At 72.2% G+C, this 19,515-nt stretch carries 19 protein-coding genes; 10 read left to right on the forward strand and 9 right to left on the reverse strand.

Annotated features, from left to right (window positions below; translation table 11 throughout):
- The first annotated feature begins 74 nt into the window (after positions 1-74).
- From iolG to ACESM1_RS01190, 8 genes are all read left to right on the forward strand, one after another.
- Positions 75-1,067, forward strand: coding sequence for an inositol 2-dehydrogenase (gene iolG / locus ACESM1_RS01155; protein ID WP_372616940.1), 993 nt, complete (start codon positions 75-77; stop codon positions 1,065-1,067).
- A complete protein-coding gene (locus ACESM1_RS01160; protein WP_372616941.1) occupies positions 1,064-1,855 on the forward strand; it encodes an SDR family oxidoreductase in 792 nt (263 codons plus the stop codon). Before iolG ends, ACESM1_RS01160 begins: the two co-directional genes overlap by 4 nt.
- Positions 1,852-2,634 carry an inositol monophosphatase family protein gene (locus ACESM1_RS01165; protein ID WP_372616942.1) on the forward strand — a complete coding sequence of 261 codons (783 nt, stop codon included), beginning with the start codon at positions 1,852-1,854 and terminating at the stop codon, positions 2,632-2,634. Before ACESM1_RS01160 ends, ACESM1_RS01165 begins: the two co-directional genes overlap by 4 nt.
- A gap of 91 nt (positions 2,635-2,725) precedes the next feature.
- The gene (locus ACESM1_RS01170) at positions 2,726-3,760 is read left to right on the forward strand and encodes an ABC transporter substrate-binding protein (protein WP_372616944.1); all 1,035 of its coding nucleotides are present in this window, start codon (positions 2,726-2,728) and stop codon (positions 3,758-3,760) included.
- Between the two features lie 33 nt (positions 3,761-3,793).
- A complete protein-coding gene (locus tag ACESM1_RS01175) occupies positions 3,794-6,010 on the forward strand; it encodes an ABC transporter permease (protein WP_372616946.1) in 2,217 nt (738 codons plus the stop codon).
- An 8-nt stretch (positions 6,011-6,018) separates the two neighbouring features.
- Positions 6,019-7,053, forward strand: a complete 1,035-nt coding sequence (locus ACESM1_RS01180; protein ID WP_372616948.1) for an ABC transporter ATP-binding protein — start codon at positions 6,019-6,021, stop codon at positions 7,051-7,053.
- A gap of 121 nt (positions 7,054-7,174) precedes the next feature.
- Entirely contained in the window at positions 7,175-7,369 is a 195-nt protein-coding gene (locus tag ACESM1_RS01185) for a hypothetical protein (protein WP_372616950.1), read from the forward strand.
- Positions 7,366-7,824, forward strand: coding sequence for a hypothetical protein (locus ACESM1_RS01190; RefSeq protein WP_372616951.1), 459 nt, complete (start codon positions 7,366-7,368; stop codon positions 7,822-7,824). Before ACESM1_RS01185 ends, ACESM1_RS01190 begins: the two co-directional genes overlap by 4 nt.
- A gap of 13 nt (positions 7,825-7,837) precedes the next feature.
- Here ACESM1_RS01190 and ACESM1_RS01195 read toward each other — a convergent pair whose 3' ends face one another.
- The gene (locus ACESM1_RS01195) at positions 7,838-8,257 is read right to left on the reverse strand and encodes a hypothetical protein (protein WP_372616953.1); all 420 of its coding nucleotides are present in this window, start codon (positions 8,255-8,257) and stop codon (positions 7,838-7,840) included.
- 150 nt (positions 8,258-8,407) lie between these two features.
- Between ACESM1_RS01195 and ACESM1_RS01200 the strand changes: the two genes are divergently transcribed.
- Positions 8,408-10,573 (forward strand): sensor histidine kinase, encoded by a 2,166-nt coding sequence (locus ACESM1_RS01200; RefSeq protein WP_372616955.1) that lies wholly within the window; start codon positions 8,408-8,410, stop codon positions 10,571-10,573.
- Here ACESM1_RS01200 and ACESM1_RS01205 read toward each other — a convergent pair.
- From ACESM1_RS01205 to ACESM1_RS01220, 4 genes are read right to left on the reverse strand one after another with little or no spacing between them, the layout of a single operon-like run.
- Positions 10,495-11,424, reverse strand: a complete 930-nt coding sequence (locus ACESM1_RS01205) for an ABC transporter substrate-binding protein (RefSeq protein ID WP_372616956.1) — start codon at positions 11,422-11,424, stop codon at positions 10,495-10,497. The two genes, ACESM1_RS01200 and ACESM1_RS01205, sit on opposite strands and share 79 nt — an antisense overlap.
- A 20-nt stretch (positions 11,425-11,444) precedes the next feature.
- Positions 11,445-13,577 carry a xanthine dehydrogenase family protein molybdopterin-binding subunit gene (locus ACESM1_RS01210; protein WP_372616958.1) on the reverse strand — a complete coding sequence of 711 codons (2,133 nt, stop codon included), beginning with the start codon at positions 13,575-13,577 and terminating at the stop codon, positions 11,445-11,447.
- A 4-nt stretch (positions 13,578-13,581) separates the two neighbouring features.
- Positions 13,582-14,052, reverse strand: a complete 471-nt coding sequence (locus tag ACESM1_RS01215) for a (2Fe-2S)-binding protein (protein ID WP_372616959.1) — start codon at positions 14,050-14,052, stop codon at positions 13,582-13,584.
- Positions 14,052-15,020: a tripartite tricarboxylate transporter substrate binding protein gene (locus ACESM1_RS01220; RefSeq protein ID WP_372616961.1), complete on the reverse strand. Its 969-nt coding sequence runs from the start codon at positions 15,018-15,020 to the stop codon at positions 14,052-14,054. Before ACESM1_RS01220 ends, ACESM1_RS01215 begins: the two co-directional genes overlap by 1 nt.
- Positions 15,021-15,155: 135 nt before the next feature.
- On the opposite strand from ACESM1_RS01220, the gene ACESM1_RS01225 reads away from it, so the two are divergent.
- Positions 15,156-15,761 carry an HdeD family acid-resistance protein gene (locus ACESM1_RS01225; protein WP_372616962.1) on the forward strand — a complete coding sequence of 202 codons (606 nt, stop codon included), beginning with the start codon at positions 15,156-15,158 and terminating at the stop codon, positions 15,759-15,761.
- Between the two features lie 42 nt (positions 15,762-15,803).
- Here ACESM1_RS01225 and ACESM1_RS01230 read toward each other — a convergent pair whose 3' ends face one another.
- The 4 genes from ACESM1_RS01230 to ACESM1_RS01245 all read right to left on the reverse strand — a co-directional run bounded on the left by ACESM1_RS01230 (position 15,804) and on the right by ACESM1_RS01245 (position 19,508).
- On the reverse strand, positions 15,804-16,514 hold the full coding sequence (locus tag ACESM1_RS01230; RefSeq protein WP_372616963.1) for a calcium-binding protein: 711 nt from the start codon (positions 16,512-16,514) through the stop codon (positions 15,804-15,806).
- A 246-nt stretch (positions 16,515-16,760) separates the two neighbouring features.
- Positions 16,761-17,573, reverse strand: coding sequence for an exodeoxyribonuclease III (locus ACESM1_RS01235; RefSeq protein ID WP_372617321.1), 813 nt, complete (start codon positions 17,571-17,573; stop codon positions 16,761-16,763).
- A gap of 76 nt (positions 17,574-17,649) precedes the next feature.
- The gene (locus ACESM1_RS01240) at positions 17,650-18,336 is read right to left on the reverse strand and encodes a fumarylacetoacetate hydrolase family protein (protein ID WP_372616964.1); all 687 of its coding nucleotides are present in this window, start codon (positions 18,334-18,336) and stop codon (positions 17,650-17,652) included.
- Between the two features lie 362 nt (positions 18,337-18,698).
- The gene (locus tag ACESM1_RS01245; protein ID WP_372616965.1) at positions 18,699-19,508 is read right to left on the reverse strand and encodes a gamma-glutamyl-gamma-aminobutyrate hydrolase family protein; all 810 of its coding nucleotides are present in this window, start codon (positions 19,506-19,508) and stop codon (positions 18,699-18,701) included.
- Positions 19,509-19,515 lie beyond the last annotated feature (7 nt).

The raw sequence follows: 19,515 nt of genomic DNA on the forward strand, positions 1-19,515 counted from the left end.
GGGATTGCCGCGGGCGCCCCTTGTGTTACGGTTTGATGACAGCGCCCGCAAGCGGCGCTTCCGCGGAAAACGACATGCTCCACTTCGCACAGTTCGGCGCCGGCCGCATCGGCGCCATCCACGCCGCCAACCTGGCGGCGAGCGGCCGTGCACGGCTGCGCCACGTGGTGGACATCCACGCCCCGGCGGCCGAGGCGCTGGCCGCGAAGCACGGCGCCCGCGCCAGCGACACCGCCGCGGCGCTCGCCGATCCGGAGGTCGGCGCCGTCCTCATCGCCTCCTCCACCGACACCCATGCCGAGCTGGTGATAGCCGCCGCGCGCGCCGGCAGGGCGATCTTCTGCGAGAAGCCCATAGACCTCTCGCTCGCGCGCGTGGATGCCTGCCTGGCGGAGGTGAGGAAGGCCGGCGTGCCCATGCTGGTCGGCTTCAACCGCCGCTTCGACCCGGATTTCTCCGAACTGCAGCGGCGCATCGCGGCCGGCGCCATCGGCAGCGTCGAGCAGGTGGTCATCACCAGTCGTGACCCTGGCCCGCCGTCCGTCGCCTACATCAAGGTCTCCGGCGGCCTGTTCCGCGACATGACCATCCACGATTTCGACATGGCGCGCTGGATGCTGGGCGAGGAGCCGGTGGAGGTCTTCGCCCAGGGCGCCAACCTGGTGGACCCCGCGATCGGTGCCGCCGGCGACATCGACAGCGCGATGGTGCTGCTGCGCACCGCCTCCGGCCGCATGGCCCACATCAACAACAGTCGCCGCGCCAGCTACGGCTACGACCAGCGCGTGGAGGTGTTCGGCAGCGCCGGCCGCCTGATCGCCGGCAACCGCACGCCGACCACGGTGGAGCTGGCCGATGCGCGGGCCGTGACCACCGACAAGCCGCTGCACTTCTTCCTGGAACGCTATGCCCCGGCCTACCGGATCGAGCTGGACGCCTTCCTCGACGCACTCGCCAACGGCACGCCGATGCCGGTCGGCGCGCAGGACGGGCGGCAGGCGCTGGTGCTGGCGGACGCCGCGTTGCGCTCGCTGCAGGAAGGCCGGCCCGTGAAGATTGCAGCATGAGCGTCCTGCCGAAGGTGCGGCTGGACGGCCGCGTGGTACTCGTCACCGGCGGCACCTCCGGCATCGGCGAGGGCTGCGCCCTGGCGGCGGCGGAGGCCGGCGCCGCGGGCATCTGCATCACCGGGCGCAACGCGGTGCGCGGCGCGGCGGTGGTGAAGAAGCTCCGCGCGCTCGGCGCCCGCGCGCATTTCGTCGCCGCCGACCTCGCCGATGCCGAGGCGACCAACGCCATCCTGCCGCAGGCCGAGGCGGCGCTCGGCCTGGTGGACGGGCTGGTGAACGCCGCCGGCCTCACCGACCGCGGCACCGTCCTGGATACCTCCGTCGCGCTGTGGGATCGGCTCTTCGCCGTCAACGCCCGCGCGCCCTTCCTGCTGACCCAGGCGATGGCGCGGCGGCTGAAGGACGCTGGCAAAACCGGCGCCGTGGTCAACGTCATCACCATGTCGAGCCACGGCGGCCAGCCTTTCCTCACCGCCTACTCCGCCTCCAAGGGTGCGCTGGCGACACTGACGAAGAACACCGCCTTCGGCCTGCGACCGCTGCGCATCCGGGTGAACGGCATCAACATGGGCTGGGCCGACACGCCGGGCGAACACGCGATCCAGGCGCGCGACGGCCGCCCGCCGGACTGGCGCGAGCGCGCCGAGCCGGAACAGCCCTTCGGCCGCCTGCTGCGCCCGTCGGATATCGCCGGGCTGTCCACCTACCTGCTGTCGGACGCCGCCGAGATGATGACCGGCGCACTGATCGACTTCGACCAGAACGTCATGGGCGCCTATCAGTGAACACCGCCGAACTCCGCCGCCGCCGGGATGCCGCCGCGGGCATCGCGCAGGAGGCCGCCGCGCTCGCCGCGCGCATGCGCGCCAGCGGCATGGCGGCGACGAAGATGAAGGGCGCACAGGACTTCCTGACCGAGGCCGACGGCGCCACCGAGCACTTCATCCGCGAACATCTGGAAGCGCTGTTCCCCGGCGAGCCGATCCTCGGCGAGGAAGGCGGCGGGGTGGCGCCGAAGGATGGCCCGCTCTGGATCCTCGACCCGATCGACGGCACGGCGAACTTCGCACGCGGCGGCGATCGCTGGTGCGTCTCGATCGGCATGGCGCTGGATGGCCGCGCCGTCGTCGGCGCCGTTGCCCGCCACGCACCGCGGGAGATCATCACCGGCGCTGCCGGCTGCGGCGCCAGCCTGAACAACGCGCCGATCCACGCCGCCGACACCCAGGACTTCGCCCGCGCCACCATCGAGGTCGGCTGGTCGCTCCGGCGCCCGCCCGAGGCCTATGTCGCGCTGGTCGGGCGCGTCATGGCAGCCGGCGCCGGCGTGCGTTCCTCCGGCTCCGGCACGCTCGGCCTGGTGGAGACCGCGATCGGCCGGCTCGACGCGTATTTGGAGCTGCACATCAATGCCTGGGACGCCGCCGCCGCGCTCGCCATCGCGCGCGAGGCCGGTTGCTGGACCAACGAATTCGACAGCGGCGACTGGCTCGCCGCCGGCAACCCGATCTGCTTCGCCGCGCCAGCGCTCGGGCCGCGGCTGGCCGCGCTGATGGAGGCTTGATGCCGCCGCGGCCGCGGTTGAGACTGTAACGCAAACCATGCAACGCAGCGGCGCGGAACGAACCCGCCCGGAACCAGGGAGACCAGCACTCATGTCCACCACACGCCGCCTGTTCGGCGCCCTCTTCGCCGGCGCGCTCACCGCCACCCTGCCCGGCGCGGCCAGCGCCCAGGGCAATCTCACCGTCTATTGCTCGGTGCAGGAGGAATGGTGCCGCCCGATGATGGCCGCCTTCGAGCGCGCCACCGGCATCCGCGTCGCGATGACCCGCAAGAGCTCGGGCGAGACGCTGACCCAGATCCGCGCCGAATCCGCCAACCCGCGCGGCGATGTCTGGTGGGGCGGCACCGGCGATCCGCACATGCAGGCCGGCCAGGAGAACCTGACCGTCGAATACCGCTCGCCCAACCTGGCACAGCTGCATCCCTGGGCCGTGCGGCAGGCGGAGCAGACAGGCTTCCGCACCGTCGGCATCTATGCCGGCGCACTTGGCTATTCCTACAACACCACCGAACTCGCCCGCCGCCGCATCGCAGCACCCCGCTGCTGGGCAGACCTCGCCAAGCCGGAATTCCGCGGCGAGGTGCAGGTCGCCGACCCGAACACCTCCGGCACCGCCTACACCATGCTGGCGACGCTGGTGCAGGTGATGGGTGAGGAACCGGCCTTCGAATACCTCCGCGCGCTCCATCGCAACATCAACCAGTACACCCGCTCCGGCGCCGCGCCGGCGCGTGCGGCGGCCACCGGCGAATCGCTGGTCGGCATCACCTTCCTGCACGATGCGGTGACGCAGCGCGTCAACGGCGCACCGGTGGAACTCGTCGGACCCTGCGAGGGCACCGGCTACGAGATCGGCTCGATGTCCATCATCCGCGGCGCCCGCAACATGGAACAGGCGCGGCGCTTCTTCGACTGGGCGCTGACGGCAGAGGCACAGGCGCTCGGCGCCGAGGCCAAGGCCTATCAGCTGCCGTCGAACCGCAACGCGCCGATCCCGCCGCAGGCCCCGCGCTTCGAGAACGTGCCGCTGATCGACTACGACTTCGCCCGCTGGGGCCGCGCGGAGGAGCGCAACCGCATCATCCAGCGCTGGGAGCGCGAGGTGCGCGCCGGCGCGCGCTGATGCGCTTCGGCTGAGCCACGCGGTCAGCGCGTCTTGGGTGCCCTGAGCCTGGGCCGCGTGGCGCTGCTCTGCGCCACGCTGGGCCTGCTGCTGCTGCCCTGGCATGGGCTCGAGGGCGGCGTCGCCGAGCTTGCCGCCTGGCCGGGCGGCGCGCCGGCGCCGCTTCTGGCGCTGCTGGTGACGGGCGCGCGCTGGTGGCTCTGGCCCGTGGCGCTGCTGGTGGGTGTTGCGGCTCTGCCCTTGCTGCGCGGCCGCGCGCCTAGGACCCTGCTGACGCTGGCGGGTGCCGGCATCATCGTCTGGATCCTCGCGATGGGCGAGGCGATCGGGCTGCGCGGGCTGGAATGGCAGTGGCTCGCGCCGCTGCTCGGTGCGCCGCCGCCGCAACCCTCGCTCGGCTGGGGCGCGCTGTTCGTGCTGATCGGCGCGACCGGGTTGCTCGCCGCCGGGCTCGCGGCGCGGGGGGCCTTCGGCGCGGATGCCTTCATCGCCTTCCTGGTTGCCGGCAGCGCCTTCCTGCTGCTGGTCTTCGTCTTCGCCCCGCTCACCACCATCCTGATGGCGGCGATCTACGACGGCGACCGCTTCGCACCCGATGCGCTCGCCACCCGCCTCACCGCGCCCGAGGCCTGGAGCCTCGCCTGCCTTGCGAGCCACCAGGGCTGCGGCGTGGTGTGGAACACCTTGCTGCTGGCGACGCTGACGGCGGTGATCTCCACCGCCATCGGCCTGTTCTTCGCCCTGCTGGCGGTGCGCGGCGGGGTGCGCGCGGCGCCGCTGTTCCGCGCCATGACCATCCTGCCATTGATCACGCCGCCCTTCGTGGTGGCGATGGCGCTGATCGTGCTGTTCGGCCGCACCGGCATGGTCACTACCGCGCTGTGGGACTGGTTCGACATCCCGCGCAGCCGCTGGATCTACGGGCTGCCGGGCGTGCTGCTTGCGCAGGTGCTGGCGCAGGCGCCGATCGCCTTCCTGCTGCTGGACGGCGCGCTGCGTGCGATCTCGCCGAGCCTCGAGGAGGCCGCCTCCACCATGGGCGCGCGCCGCTTCCGGGTGTTCCGCAGCGTCACCTGGCCGCTGCTGAAGCCCGCCCTGGCCGCGGCCTTCCTGCTCGGCTTCGTCGAATCGCTCGCCGATTTCGGCAACCCGCTGGTGCTCGGCGGCGATTTCGACGTCCTCTCCACCCGCATCTTCTTCGCCATTGCCGGCGCGCGGCATGATCCCGGCCGCGCCGCGGCACTCGCGCTGCTGCTGCTGGCACTGACGCTCGGCGCCTTCGCGCTGCAGGCCCTCTGGCTCGGCCGGCGGCGCTACACCACCATGACGGGCAAGGGCGATTCCGGCCTGCCGGCACCGCTGCCGGCGGGACTCAGGCTGACCTGCTCGCTCGTCGTGTGGCCCTGGATGCTGTTCACCGTGGCGGTCTACGGCGTGATCCTGGTCGGCGGCTTCGTGCATGATGTCGGCCGCGGCGACATGAGCTTCACCTGGCGCCACATCCTCACCGCCTTCGAGGTGGAGTGGATGGACGGCATCGCGCTGCGCGGCTCCGCCTGGGACAGCCTGCTGACGACGATCCAGGTGGCGGCACTCGCCGCGCCCTTCACGGCGGGCCTCGGCATCCTGCTCGCCTGGCTGATCTCGCGGCAGGATTTCCGCGGCCGGCGGACGCTGGAATTCATGACCATGCTGTCCTTCGCCATCCCCGGCACGGTGGTCGGCGTCTCCTATGTGATGGCGTTCAACGTGCCGCCGATCGAACTGACGGGCACCGCGCTGATCCTGATCCTCTGCTTCGTCTTCCGGAACCTGCCGGTCGGCGTGCGCGGCGGGCTGGCGGCGCTGGCGCAGATCGACCGCTCGCTCGACGAGGCCAGCGCGACGATGGGCGCCGGCGCGGTGGACACGCTGCGCCGCGTGATCCTGCCGCTGATGCGGCCTGCCATCATCACGGCACTCGCCTACAGCTTCGTGCAGGCGATGACGGCGGTTTCGGCGGTGATCTTCCTGGTCTCGGCGCGGCACAACCTGGCCACCGTCTACATCGTCGGCCGCGTCGAGGCCGGCGAGATGGCGCTGGCCATCGCCTATTCCACGGTGCTGATCTTCATCATGCTGTTCGTCGTGCTGGGCATCGAGAAGCTGGTCGGCCGCGCCCGCATCGGCCGCCGCGCCGCAACGGAAGGCCGCCTCGCCGGCGGCATCACGGCCGGCGCCCCCACCGCGCCGATGCGGGCCGGAGCCTGATGCCTGCCATGTCCGACCATCCCGCCATCACCTTCGACCGCGTCACCAAGGCTTTCGACACGGTGCGCGCGGTGGACGAGGTCTCCTTCAGCTTCCCGCAGGGCGCGCTGGTGACGCTGCTCGGACCATCGGGCTGCGGCAAGACCACCACGCTGCGCCTCGTCGCCGGGCTCGAACTGCCCACCGATGGCCGCATCACCATCGAAGGCCGCGACGTCACCCGCCTGGCGGCGGCCGAGCGGCGCATCGCCATGGTGTTCCAGTCCTATGCGTTGTTCCCGCACATGAACGTGCTGGAGAACGTCGCCTATGGCCTGCTGGTCAACGGCGCGCGCAAGCCGGCCGCGGAAGCCGATGCGCTGTCCATGCTGAAGACCCTTGGCCTTGAAGGTCTCGGCCAGCGCCTGCCGTCCGAACTTTCCGGCGGCCAGCAGCAGCGCGTGGCGGTGGCGCGCGCGCTGGTGCTGCGGCCGCAGGTGCTGCTGTTCGACGAGCCGCTCTCCAACCTCGATGCGCGCCTGCGCCGCCGCGTGCGGGAGGATATCCGCGACCTGCAGAAGCGCCTCGGCCTCTCGGTAGTCTACGTCACCCACGACCAGCAGGAGGCGCTGGCGGTTTCCGACCTGGTCTGCGTCATGCGCGCGGGCCGGATCGCGCAGATGGGCACGCCCACGGACCTCTACGAAGACCCCGCCGACGCCTTCATCGCCGATTTCATGGGCGAGGCGAACGTGCTTGCCGGCGAGGTGCTCGGCCCCGGCCGCATCGCGCTCGGCGGCGCGGAGCTTTCCACCACCATGCGCGCCCATCCGCCCGGCCCGGCGCAGCTCGCGGTGCGACCGGAATCGGTTGCACTGCTGGCCGATGGCGAGGGCCTGCCCGGCCGGATCGGCCGCGCCGCCTTCCTCGGCCAGACTCGTGAATACGAGGTGGAGACCGCCGCGGGCACCTTGTTCGTCGTCACGGCGGCCGCGGCACCTGCTTTTGCGCCCGGCGAGGCAGTGCGCTGCCGGCTGGAACGGGTTATTCCCCTGCGGGCGTAGCGCACCGCACCCCGCGACCCCACATTGGCCGAGACGCAGTTCCCCTTGGAGGGCGCTGCGCTTCCCGCAATCCGAACAGCGCGAGGCCCCGCCCACCCCGGGGCCCCCAGGATGTCGTCCCATGGCACAGATCAAGACCGGACAGGCCAGCTCCGCGCCGGCCATCGACCCCACACGCCTGGAGGAAGAAGTCGCCTACCTCGCCAAGCGCCACCGCATCTCGGCAGCCATCGTGCGGGAGATCATCCGCCGCATCGGCACCGTGGAGCGCAGCGCCGTGGAGCGTGAGATCCGCAAGGGCATGGCGCGGCGGTGAATGACGCGATCCGGGTCAATCCGGCACCGGTGCTGACCCTCTGGGCGGCGGTGGTGGCGGAGCGACTCGGCCATTCGCCCGATGTCGCGCTTGGCCTTGCCGGCGCGGTGGCGGGCACCTCCCCGCTACTGGCGGGCGTGGCCGGGGGCGAAACCATCCCGCTGCTCGGCCGGATGGTGCCGGTGGTGGTGGCGCAGGACGGCACGCGCCACGCTGCCGGCGCGGCGGGACAGCCGGTGGCGGTCGAGCCGTTGCGGCACTACCTCGCGCGCGCCTTCGGCCCGCATCTGGCTGTCGTGCGCGCCGCGATGGAGGCGCGCGCCGCCGCGCTGCCGCCCGAGGAGCTGAACCGTCTCGGGCTGCGGCTCTACGAGGCGTTCCGTCCGGACCCGCCGGCGACGCTGCGCGGCAAGGGCTTGCTGCACCTCGAACGGATACGCGCCGCCGCGGCGTGACCCGCGCCCGGCATCAGCCCGCGCGCTCCTCCACCACCTGATCCCGCCAGAAATAGAGCGGCCCGGGGCCGGCCCCCTCCTCGGCCGGGGCCAGGCGCAGCATCTCTCCCGTCCGCTCAAGCAGCCGCCAGCCCTGTCCCCGGAAGACGGTGACACAGCCGCCAGCCGTGCGCGCCGTCGCAAGGCGCCGCAGCGCCGCCGCGTCCGACGCCGGCTCGCGCAGCAGGCGGAGTGCATCGGGATCGGCGCAGCCGGTGGTGCCGTCCTGCGCCACGCGCCAGACCGCGGGTGCCGCCGGGGCCCGCCGGGGCGGGCGCGGCTGGGCTGCCTGCTGCGTGGCAGCCGGCCCGCCCCCCGCCGGCGCGGCAGGGGCGGCGGGCTCGACAGCCGCGCAGGAGACGACGAAGGGGAAGGAGATCCCCAAGAAGATCATTGCCTTCCGCTGCATTGCTCACCTTCTGTTGAACGCGATGCGGTGGCACAACCGCTGCGCGAGATCCATTGTCACCCCAGACTAGCGGAATCGAAGCCCCGTGGATCGAGTCGCGGCATCGTGAGCGCATGTGAGCCTGAAGGACACGTGATGCGAGCTCTTCCAGCGCCGGCGCGGCGTGCCACAACGGGCGCTTCACCCGATGGCGGTCGGCGACGCCTGCTGCAGCTCAGCGCCTGGTCGTTCCTGGCGATGGCCGTGCCGGTCGCGGCGCCGCGCGCCGAGGACGCTGCCCGGCAGCGCCTCGCCCAACACGCCCTGGCACTTGCCGAGGCCGCGGAGGCGGAGCTGCGACGGGCGGAGACGGCGCTGCTGACCGCCGCGGCCGCGCTTGATCCGGGCCGGGCGCCGACCCTGCCGGTGGCGGCGCTCGATCGTGTGGTGCGGGCCGCCGCCACCTCGCTCGGCCTGCCGGTCGCCGGGCTCGATGCGTTGCTGGCGCCGCTGGTCGATTCGGATCTGCCCGCGGGCACGCCGCTGCCCGCCTCCACGGCCGGCCAGCTCGCCGCCGAGGCCCTCGGCGCGATGCGCCCGGTTGTCGGGCCATTGGTCGGGCCAACGGGGCCAGAGGCGATTCTCGGCGTGGCCGTGCCGGTGGCGCGGCCGGAGGGCGGGCGGCCGCTCGGCGTGCTGGTCGCCCGACTCACCGCCGAGCGGCTGGCAGCGCTGCTCGCCGCGACGCTGGTGGCCGATGGCCCGGCGGAGGAGATCACCGCCGCCTGGTTGGTTTCGGCAGGCGCGGAAGGCGCCGCGCCGGGGCCCCTCGCCTGGATCCGCCCGGGCGACCTCCCTGCCGGGCTGACGATGCCCGACGCCAACGCCGCCCTGGTCGAGACGCCGGCGGAGGGCGGCGCGCCGCCTCGGCTGCTGGCCATGCGTCGGCTGGCGCGCGTGCCCCGCTGGGCGGTGGCGCTGGCTGCGCCGCTCCCCACCGCTCCAGCCACCGCGGCGCCGCCCGCGGCCAGTGCGGCCACGGCCCTCGTGCCGGCCGGCACGCCGCTGGCCGCCGTTGCGCTCGGCGCCGCCGGCTTCGGCGCGCTGCTGGGCACCGCGCTGGGCCGACGCCGCCGGCAGCCCGCTCCATCACTGCCGGATGCCGCCGAGGACGACGCGATCGCCGCACTCGGCGCGGCCGAACAGGAGGCCCGGCAATCGCTCGCCGAGTTGCGGGCGATCTGCGACACCATCCCGGTCGGGCTGGCGTTGCTCAGTCCGCGCGGCGTGCTGCTCAGCGCCAATCTGCGCTTGGCCGCCTTCGCCGGGCTGCCGGCCGAAAGCCTGCCTGGACGCCTCGCCGCCGATGTGCTGCCGCCGCCGCTGGCCGAGGCGATCCTCGCCGGCCAGGCGCAGGTGCTGCGCGAAGGGCGCCCGGTGCTGGATGCTCCGTTGGCCGTGGAGGCCCCCGGCACGCTGCGCCATTCGCGCAACCTGCTCGTCTCCTGCCATCCGGTGCGCGGCCCCTCGGGCCGCGTCGAAGCGGTGAGCGCCACGGTGCAGGATGTGACCGAGCGCGCCCGCGCCGAAGCCGGGCGCGACCTGCTGGTGCATGAGCTGAACCACCGCGTGAAGAACACCCTCGTCACCGTGCAGACCCTCGCACAGCAGACGCTGCGCAACGCCGGCGACGACCCCGCCGCCTTCGAGCGCAGCTTCGGCGACCGTCTGCGTACCCTTGCGCGCGCACACGACCTGCTCACCGCCCATGCCTGGGGCGCGACCGAGCTCCGGCTGGTGGTGCAGGCGGCCCTCGCCCCCTGGCTCGGCGATCTCCGCATCACCACCGAGAACGGGCCGGATGTGACGCTGCGGCCGACCCAGGCGCAGGCGCTGGTGCTGGGCCTGCACGAGCTGGCGACAAATGCGGCGAAGCATGGCGCGCTGACCCGCGACGAAGGCCGCGTGCGCCTCGGCTGGAGCCTCGACCGCGACGGCATGGTGGTGCTGCGCTGGGTGGAATCGGGTGGCCCGCTGGTGGCGCCGCAACCCGCGCGCCGCGGCTTCGGCACCAGGCTGCTGGAGCGCGCGCTGCGCCAGGACCTTGGCAGCGGCGCCCAGCCGGAGATCGTCTATGATCCGCTGGGCCTGCGCGCGACGATCCGCTTCCGCCCCGGCGGCACGCTGATGCCCACCGCGCTGCCCGCGCCGGCCGCCGCCCCGCCCAGCCCGCCGGCGCGCGCCTACAGCGCGAGCGTCGTGGGGTGGAACAGCTCCTCCGGCGCCACCTCGCGCGCCGCAAGCCCATCGGCCAGCGCGTAGCGGCACATCGCGGCGATCTCGTCGCGGTTGCGCGCGAAGCCGTAGGGCCAGGGATCGCCGCCCATGATCGCGGTCTGCCGCGCAGCCTCGGCGGCGATCCAGGGCAGCGAGACGCGAAGCACGTTGACCATCGCAAGCTCCGCCAGCGCCTGCGCCTTGGCTTCCGCGAAGGCGGCGTGGAGGGCGGCGGCGAGGTCGGGATGCGCCTCGGCCACGTCGCGGCGGATGGCGATGCAATGCATGATCGGGAAGAAGCCGGTCGCCTTGAAATAGGCTTCCTCCGCCGCGCGGCTGTCGGCGAAGAGCCGCGCCACCGGCGCGCTGCCGTCCAGGAAGCAGGCCGGCGGGCGCGGGCCGATGAAGGCGTCGATCCGGCCATCGGCGAGCATCGCTTCCAGCGACTCGCCGGCCGCGATCTCCTGAACATCGAGGCCGCCGGGCAGGTTCAGCTTCGTGCGTTCGCCGCCCGAGCGCCACTTGATGCCGCGCGTGTCCACGCCGTGCTGCTCGCGCAGCATCCCGCGCACCCAGAGTGCTGCGGTCTGCTGGTATTCCGGGACGCCGATGGTGCGGCCCGCCAGATCCTCCGGCCGCGAGATGCCGCGATCGGTGCGGATGTAGATGGCGCCGTGGCGAAAGGCGCGCGAGGGAAACACCGGCACGCCGATATAGCGGCTGTCGCCACGCGCGACGGAGAGCATGTGGCTCGCCATCGAAAGCTCGGTGATGTCGAAGCGCGCCTCGCGCATGGCGATGCGGAACATCCCTTCGGGCTCGTCGGGCGTGGTGGCGATATCGAAGCCGGCAACCTTGATCCGCCCATCATGGATCGGGCGGGTGCGATCGCTCATCGTGCATGTCAGCGTGAGGGTCATGTGGCTTTCGCGATGTTGTCGGGCGTGAAGGGCCAGCGGCGGAGGCGCACGCCGAGCGCATCGGCGACCGCATTGGCGATGGCGCCGATGGCGGGGCCCATGCTGCACTCGCCGGCGCCGAGCGGCGGCGCCTCCGGCCGTGCGATGATCTCCACCGCGACCTGCGGCACCTCGGAGAAGCGCAGGATCGGGTAGCCTTCCCAGCTGTCGGAGGTGATCCTGCGCGCATCGTGCCGCACCGATTCCAGCAGGCACATGGAGGTGGCCTGGATGGCGCCGCCCTCGATCTGGTTGGCGATGCCGTCGGGGTTGACCGGCTCGCCCACATCCACGGCAAGCCAGAGGCGGCGGCAGAAGATGCGCTCCGCGGCCTCGATCTCCGCCACCGCCGCGCACCAGGCGCCGCTGCCCTTGTAGCGCGAGACGGCGAGGCCGAAGCCGACCCCTTCCTGGTTCCTGCGCGTCTCCCAGCCCGCCATCTGCGCTGCCTTCGTCAGCACGTCGCGCGCGCGCGCGTCGTCCAGGTGGCGCAGCCGATGCGACAGGGGATCCTCGCCGACACGGGAGGCAAACTCGTCCATCACGCTCTCGATCGCCCAGACATTCACCAGCGCGCCGAGGCCGCGCAACGCGCTGGCGCGGATCGGCATCTCCAGCACGCGATACAGGTCCACGCGCAGCGCCGGCACGCGATAGGGCGGCACCGCGTTGCGCTGCGCCCCGCCGCCGCCGGCAAGCGGCGGGTTTATGGAAAGCGGTACCGGGAAGGGATCGGCGAGCATGGAGGCCGCGAGCAAGGTCGGGACCTCGCCGCGGCCGGGCCGGCCGGAATGGCCGTTCGACGTGACCTCGTGCTTCCAGGCCGTCAGCGTGCCCTGCGCATCGGCCTCTGCCTCCACCTCCACCAGCATGGCGGGCGAGAAGGGCGACCAGCCGAGTTCCTCCGCACGGCTCCACAGCACGCGCACCGGCCGGCCCGGATGCGCGCGCGCCACCAGCGCGGCATCGAGCGCAACGTCGTCGGCGCCGTTGTGCCCATAGCAGCCGCTGCCCTCGACATGGTGCACGACAATCGCCTCGGCGGGCATGCGCAGCGCCTTCGCCAGGTCGGTGCGAAGATTGTAGATGCCCTGGGAGTGGCTCCAGACCTCGACGGTGTCGCCGTCCCAGCGCGCCACCGCGCAGGACGGGCCGATCGAGCCATGCGCCAGGAACGGACGGAAGAACTGCCCGGAGACGCGATGCGCCGGCGCCGGCGTCTCCGCCGCGCGCTCCACCACGACGCTGCTCTCGCGCGGCGCGGCACGCAGCCAGGCTTCGACCGCGCCCTCCTCGGGCAACGTGTCGCGTTCATCCCAGGCGGCACGGCGCGCGAGGCGTTCGGCGGCGGCCTCGGCGTGATGTTCCTCGGCGGCGACGACGGCGAGCACATCGCCGTCGCGGAACACCACCGCCTCGCCCGGCAGCGCGCCGTCCTGCACCGCCCGTAGCCGCGCGCCGCGCGAGGGCGGACGGACCATGCGGGCATGCAGCATCCCCGGCAGCCGCAGATCGTGGGCGAAGCGCGCCGCGCCGAAGACCTTGTCCGGCAGGTCGAGCCGCGCCGCCGAGGTGCCCGCGATGCGCCGTTCGGCGGCAGGCTTAGCCCGCGCCTCCGGCGAGGCCTCCACCGCCAGCAGCCCCGCATCCGCCATCGCCCAGTAGGAGCCGAGCACACGCCCGTCGGGCGCGACGAACGCGCCGTCGCGTACCGCGATCTCCTCCACCGGCACCCCGCTGCGCTGCGCGACGACGCCGAGGAAGATGCGCCGCGTATCGGCGCAGGCATGGCGAAGCGCCATGCCGCATTCCTGCACCGAGAGCGAGCCGGAGGTCACCGCCTCGTCCGGGCTCTCCGGCGTGCTCGCCGGCCGCACGCGGATCCTGCCGAGCGCGACATCCAGCTCCTCCGCGGCGATCTGCGCCAGCGCCGTCAGGATGCCCTGGCCGAGCTCCACCTTGCCGGGCGTGATCGTCGCGAAGCCCGCCACGTCGAATGCCAGCCAGCGGTCCAGCCGGCGGTTGACATGCAGGCTGCCCGGCAGCTTCGGCTTGCCGTCCTCGACCGGGCCGCGGAAGGCGAGGTTCATGGTGTCATGCCTCAGGCGCGCCCTGTTCCGCCGCGCGCAGCACCGCGCGCAGGATTCGGTTGTGGCTGCCGCAACGGCAGAGATGCGGGTCGAGCGCGGCGCGCACCTCCGCCTCGGTTGGCCGTGCCACGCGCCGCAGCAGCGCGGCCGCGGCCATCAGGATGCCGGAGAGGCAATAGCCGCATTGCCCCGCCTGCAGATCGAGAAAGGCGCGCTGCAGCGGGTGCGGCGCCTCGGGCGTGCCGAGGCCTTCCACCGTCTCCACGCGCCGCCCCGCCGCCGCCGAGACCGGCAGCGTGCAGGCATAGGCCGGCACCCCGTCGAGCAGCACAACGCAGGCGCCGCATTGCTCCGCGCCGCAGCCGAAGCGCGGCCCGGAGAGGCCGAGCGGGCCGCGCAAGGCGGCCAGCAACGGCGCATCATCGTCGATGTCCGGCGCGACGGGCGCGCCGTTCAGGTCGAAGGCGACGCCCACTAGGCGGGCGTCATCTTCGCCATGCGGATGAACTCGGCCTGCCGCGGGATGTCGGCGCGCAGGAAGGCGTCGAACTCGGCGATGCTCATTGGCCGCGGCTGCGCGCCGAGCCGGGCCTGCGCCTCACGCGTGGCGGGCAGGGCGAGGATGCGGTTCAGCCCGGCGTTCAGCCGCTCGCGGATCGCCAGCGGCGTCGCCGCCGGCGCCATGATGCCGAGCCAGAGCGAGGCCTCGTAGCCCGGCAGCGTCTCGGCCACCGTCGGCAGTTCCGGCATCAGCGGGCTGCGCGTCGGGCCGGTGGTCGCCAGGCCGCGCACGCGGCCCTCGGTGATCTGCGAACGCATCGTCGGGATGGCGTCGAACATGATCGGCACCTGGCCCGAGATCAACGCGGTGCGCGCCTCGTTGGAACCGCGGAAAGGCACATGCGTCGCCGTCGCGCCGGCCATCGAGAGGAACACCTCGCCGGCCACGTGGTACGGCGTGCCCGGGCCGGAGGAGGCATAGTCGTACTTGCCCGGATTGGCCTTCAGCAGCGCGATCAGCTCCGGCAGTGTCTGCGCCGGGATCGAGGGATGGATGGCCAGCACGTGGTGGGCGATGTTGATCGAGGCCACCGGCGCGAGGTCACGCATCAGCTGATACGGCCGGTTCGGCAGCAGCGTCTCGTTGGCGGTGTGGGTGTTGGACATCACCAGCAGGCTGTGCCCGTCGGGTGCGGACTTCACCACGTTGTCGGCACCGATCGTGCCGCCTGCGCCCGGCCGGTTCTCCACCACGAAGGGCTGGCCGAAGGCCTGCTGCAGCGGCTCCGCCAGGAAGCGCGCGGCGACATCGGCGGAACCGCCGAGGCCGAAGGGCACCACCAGGCGCACGGGCCGCTGCGGCCAGGCATCCTGGGCCCGCGCGACCGCGGGAAGCGCAAGGCCCGCCGCGCCGAGCGCGAGGATCTTCCGGCGTTCGATCATGTGTCGCTTCCTCCTGGACGGAATGTGAGCCGCACAATCGTCAAGCAGGTGCAAATCGGCAACCCCTCGCGCGGGGCCGCGACCCCGGCCGGCCGGCTGCGTTGTCGCCGCGCCAGCGGAGGACAGGAGGCAATCATGGCCGGCGCGACGACGGCTTCGGAGTTCACGCCCCGTTTCGGCGCGGTTCGTGCGCTGGCGCGCAGCTGGTGGCTGTTCCTGCTGCGCGGGGTGGTCGGGATCGCCTTCGGGCTGCTGGTCTTCCTCTTCCCCGGCCCCGGGCTGGTGGCGATCCTCGCCTTCCTGGCGGCCTGGATGCTGGTCGATGGCGTCGCCTCGCTGATCCAGGCGTTCCGGGACGAGCCCGACCCGGCAGGGCGGCATCGTTCGCGCGCCTGGCTGGCGCTGGATGGCGTGCTCTCGCTGGTGCTCGCCGCGGTGATCCTGCTGCTGCCGGGCCTCTCGGCGGTGGCGCTGGTCATCGCGGTTGGCGCCTGGGCGATCGCCGTCGGCGGGTTGCGCGTGGTGCTCGGCTGGCGTGCCGGGGACTGGCTGCTCGGCCTGCTCGGCGCGCTGACAGTGCTGGTCGGGCTGTGGCTGGTGATCGCGCCGGGGCCGGGATTGCTGGCGCTGGTCTGGCTGGTGGGACTCCAGGCGATGGTGGTGGGCTTCCTGTTCCTCGCCTTCGGCTGGCGGCTCCGGCGGATCGCGCGAGATCCGCACGGGCCGGAGGCCGCCGCCTGACTCCCACCCGACCGACCTATTCCAGTTCGGTCGGAACGCGGCCTAGGCGAACACCAGGTCGGCCGCGCCGAGATCCTCCACACCAGGCAGCCAGACCTCGCCCAGGCTACCGTCCGGCGCGGCAATGCTGACTAACGTGCCTGCGCCCCGCCCCGCCCAGGTCACCGCATCGGCGGAGGCCGCTTCGAAGCGAAGAAGATCCTCGCCAGGAGTGAAATCCAGAACCACGTCGCGGCCGGCGCCGGAGCCGGCCTCGAACCCGAAGGCGGCCGGCGCGGCCACCATGCCGAAGGCGAAGATGTCCGGCCCCGGCCCGCCATTCAGCCGATCGGCGCCGAGCCCGCCATGCAGCGTGTCGCTGCCCGCGCCGCCGACCAGCCTGTCGTTGCCCCAATCGCCCACCAGCAGGTCGGCGCCGGCCCCACCCAGCAGCAGGTCGTCTCCGCCGGCGCCGAACAGGACATCGTCGCCCGCCCCGCCAAGCAGCAGGTCCGCCAGGTCGTCCCGCGCCAGATAGGCAGCTGCGGCGCCAGGGCTCTCGGTGGTGCCGTTGCCATAGAGGGTGTCATTCCCGGCGCCGCCGCAGACCAGGTCCGCGCCGTAGCCTGCGAACACCAGGTCGTCGCCTCGCCCGGCGTGGATCAGGTTGCCGGGCCGGGGAACCGTACCCACGGGATCGCCCAGGATGGTCTCATCCGCCGGGCTGCCGTGGAGGATATCCGCTTCGGTGGTGCCGGCCAGTGTCAGCAGCATCCTCTTTCTCCCTAAAAGACGTATTGCATACTATCTACCAAACCAAGGGTTGGCGCGCGGCGAAGCGGGTCCAGCGAGCAACAGGTCGAGAGGTCGCACCGCGGCGCGGCAGGGAAGCCGATCCCGGACTCTGCACTCACCGAGTGATTGGATTTGATGCTCAGGCTTCAATCGATGGGCGTGGGATCCCACTTGCTGGCCTCACCGGATGCGGCGGGCACAGCTCACCCAACGTGGCCGGGCGCCTCAGGTGGCGAGTTCGACCATCACCGGCACGTGGTCGGACGCCTTCGGCCAGTCCCGCGCATCCTTCAGCACGTGATGCGCACGCAGCCCGCCGGCGAGGTCCGGCGACACCCACACATGATCGAGCCGCCGCCCGCGGTCCGAGGCCCGCCAGTCGGAGGCACGGTAGGACCACCACGTGTAGAGCTTCTGCTCCGCCGGCACGAAGTGGCGCAGCGCATCATGCCATGCGCCGGCGCGCATCAGCGCCGTCAGCGCCTCGGTCTCCACCGGCGTGTGGGAGACGACGTCCAGAAGCTGCTTGTGGGACCAGACATCGTGCTCGAGAGGCGCGATATTGAGGTCGCCCACCATCACCGCGCGGCGGATGCCGCCGGCGGCGTGCCGTTGCGCGGACCAGGCGGTCGCCTCGGCCACGAAGTCCAGCTTGTGGGCGAATTTCGGGTTGGCGGCGCGGTCCGGGACATCGCCGCCGGCCGGTATGTAGAAGTCATGCAGCTCGACGGCGCCGCCCGGCGCGTCCAGCTCGACCGCCAGGTGCCGGCAATCGCCCTTGCCGCACCAATCCGGATCCTGGCCGTCGCGCAGCGCGAAGGGCAGCTTCGAAAGGATGGCGACGCCGTTGTAGCCCTTCATCCCGCGCACCGCGCGATAGGGGAAGCCGAGCGCCGCCACGCCCTCATGCGGGAAGACCTCGTCCGGGCACTTCGTCTCCTGCAGGCAGACCACGTCGGGCGAGAGCTGCGCGACGAGGTCGGCCAGCAGCGGCAGGCGCAGCCGGACGGAGTTGATGTTCCAGGTGACGATGCGCAGCGGACGCGCGCCGGCCACGATGGCGGGCGCCGCCTTCGGCCTCGCCTTCCCGTTGGCGCGCGTCACCGCCATCGTCTCAGACGATCTTCGTCTTCACCTCGCCGACGCCCTCGACGAAGCCCTCAAGCACATCGCCCTTCACCACGGCGGCGACACCTTCCGGCGTGCCGGTCATGATCAGGTCGCCAGGCTCCAGCCGCACGAGGCCGGAAAGGTTCACGATCACCTCGGGCACCGACCAGATCAGCTTCGACAGGTCTGAGACCTGCTTCACCGCGCCGTTGACCTTCAGCTCGATCTTCCCCTTGGAGCCGTCATAGGAACCGTCGTGCTTCACCAGCAGGCCCATCGGCGCGGAGGCGTCGAAGCCCTTGCCCATGTCCCACGGGCGGCCTGTCTTCTTCGCCTCGTTCTGAAGGTCGCGCCGCGTCATATCCAGGCCGGCGCACCAGCCCCAGACATGCTTCAGCGCATCGGCCAGCGCGATGTTCGCGCCACCGGTGCCGATGGCGACCACCAGCTCCATCTCGTGGTGGAGCGACTTGGTCGCCGGCGGATAGGGCATGTCGGCGCCGTCGATCACCACGGCGCCAGCGGGCTTCGCGAAATAGAAGGGCGGCTCGCGCGTCGGGTCGGAGCCCATCTCGATCGCATGCTCGGCATAGTTGCGGCCGACGCAGTAGATGCGCCGCACCGGGAACTTCCCACCGCCCTTGACGGGCAGGTAAGGCATGGCGGGCGGGGCGATAACGAAGTCGGACATGGGGACGGGCACCCTCTGATCGGTCGCTGCCCTCATACCCCCTGCCTTGCCACGCGCAAGATCGTGAGCGCCACTTTCGCGCTCGCGCCGGGACCGGCGAAGCGCTGCGGCAGCCAAAAGAAAAAACGCCCGGTCAGGGGGGTGACCGGGCGCTACTTTCTAGTTCCGATCGGAATGGTCGGGCGAGCCGGCAGGGGAACCGGTTCGCTCACCGGCAAAGTATGGCCGGTCAGCGCACAGTAGCGCGTCCACAGGCGGCCATGCAAAAGGCGAATGCTTGGGAACCGACCGAAATCACGAAAATCCCGCTATGGTCGCAAGCTGTTGATCGCGGACAACCGAGCGGCGGTAGGCCGTGTCGCTCAGGCCGCGGCCAGCCGGCGGGACGAAGCCCCTGGCCGCTCGCCGGCCGCCCAGGCGGCGGCGGCGGCGCCGAAGGCCTCAAACAGCGCGCGGCTCAGCGCGTCGGTTTCCCAATCGTACTCGGGGTGCCACTGCACGCCCAGCACGAAGCCCGGCGCGTCCGGCACATGCACGCCCTCGATGGTGCCATCGGGCGCCCAGGCCTCGGCCACCAGCCGCGGCGCCAGGCACTTCACCCCCTGGTTGTGCAGCGAGTTCACGGGCACCGCCTCCGCCCGCCAGGGCAGTCCGGCGCCACCCCAGATCCGCGCCAGCATGCCGTCCGGGGCCACCCGCACCGCATGCGCCTTGCCGACGCGCACGCCCGGCAGCTTCTGGTCGGATGGCGTCGAGTGGTCCAGCCGCCCCGGCAGGTCCTGGATGCGCTGATCGAGCGAGCCGCCCAGCGCCACGTTCAACTCCTGGAAGCCGCGGCAGATCGCCAGCACCGGCAGCCCGCAGACGATCGCGGCGCGAATCAGCGGCAGGGTGGTGGCGTCGCGCTGCGGATCCTCCGGCGTGCCCTCGGCATGCGCCGGGCCTTCATAATGATCCGGATGCACGTTGGAGCGGCTGCCGGTGAGGATCAGCCCGTCGAGCCGCGGCAGGATCTCCGGTACCAGCGCCTCGCCGGCGGCCGGCAGCAGCACCGGAACGCCGCCCACCGGGCCGAGCGTGCAGCGCACATAGCTGTCCGAGGCGGCATGGTTGGGCGTGGCGAAGACCCCGAAGGGCTTGGTGCAGCAGGAGATCCCGACCAGCGCGCGCATGCTGCCC

Source organism: Falsiroseomonas sp., from assembly GCF_041690465.1.
Classification (GTDB): Bacteria; Pseudomonadota; Alphaproteobacteria; order Acetobacterales; family Acetobacteraceae; genus Falsiroseomonas.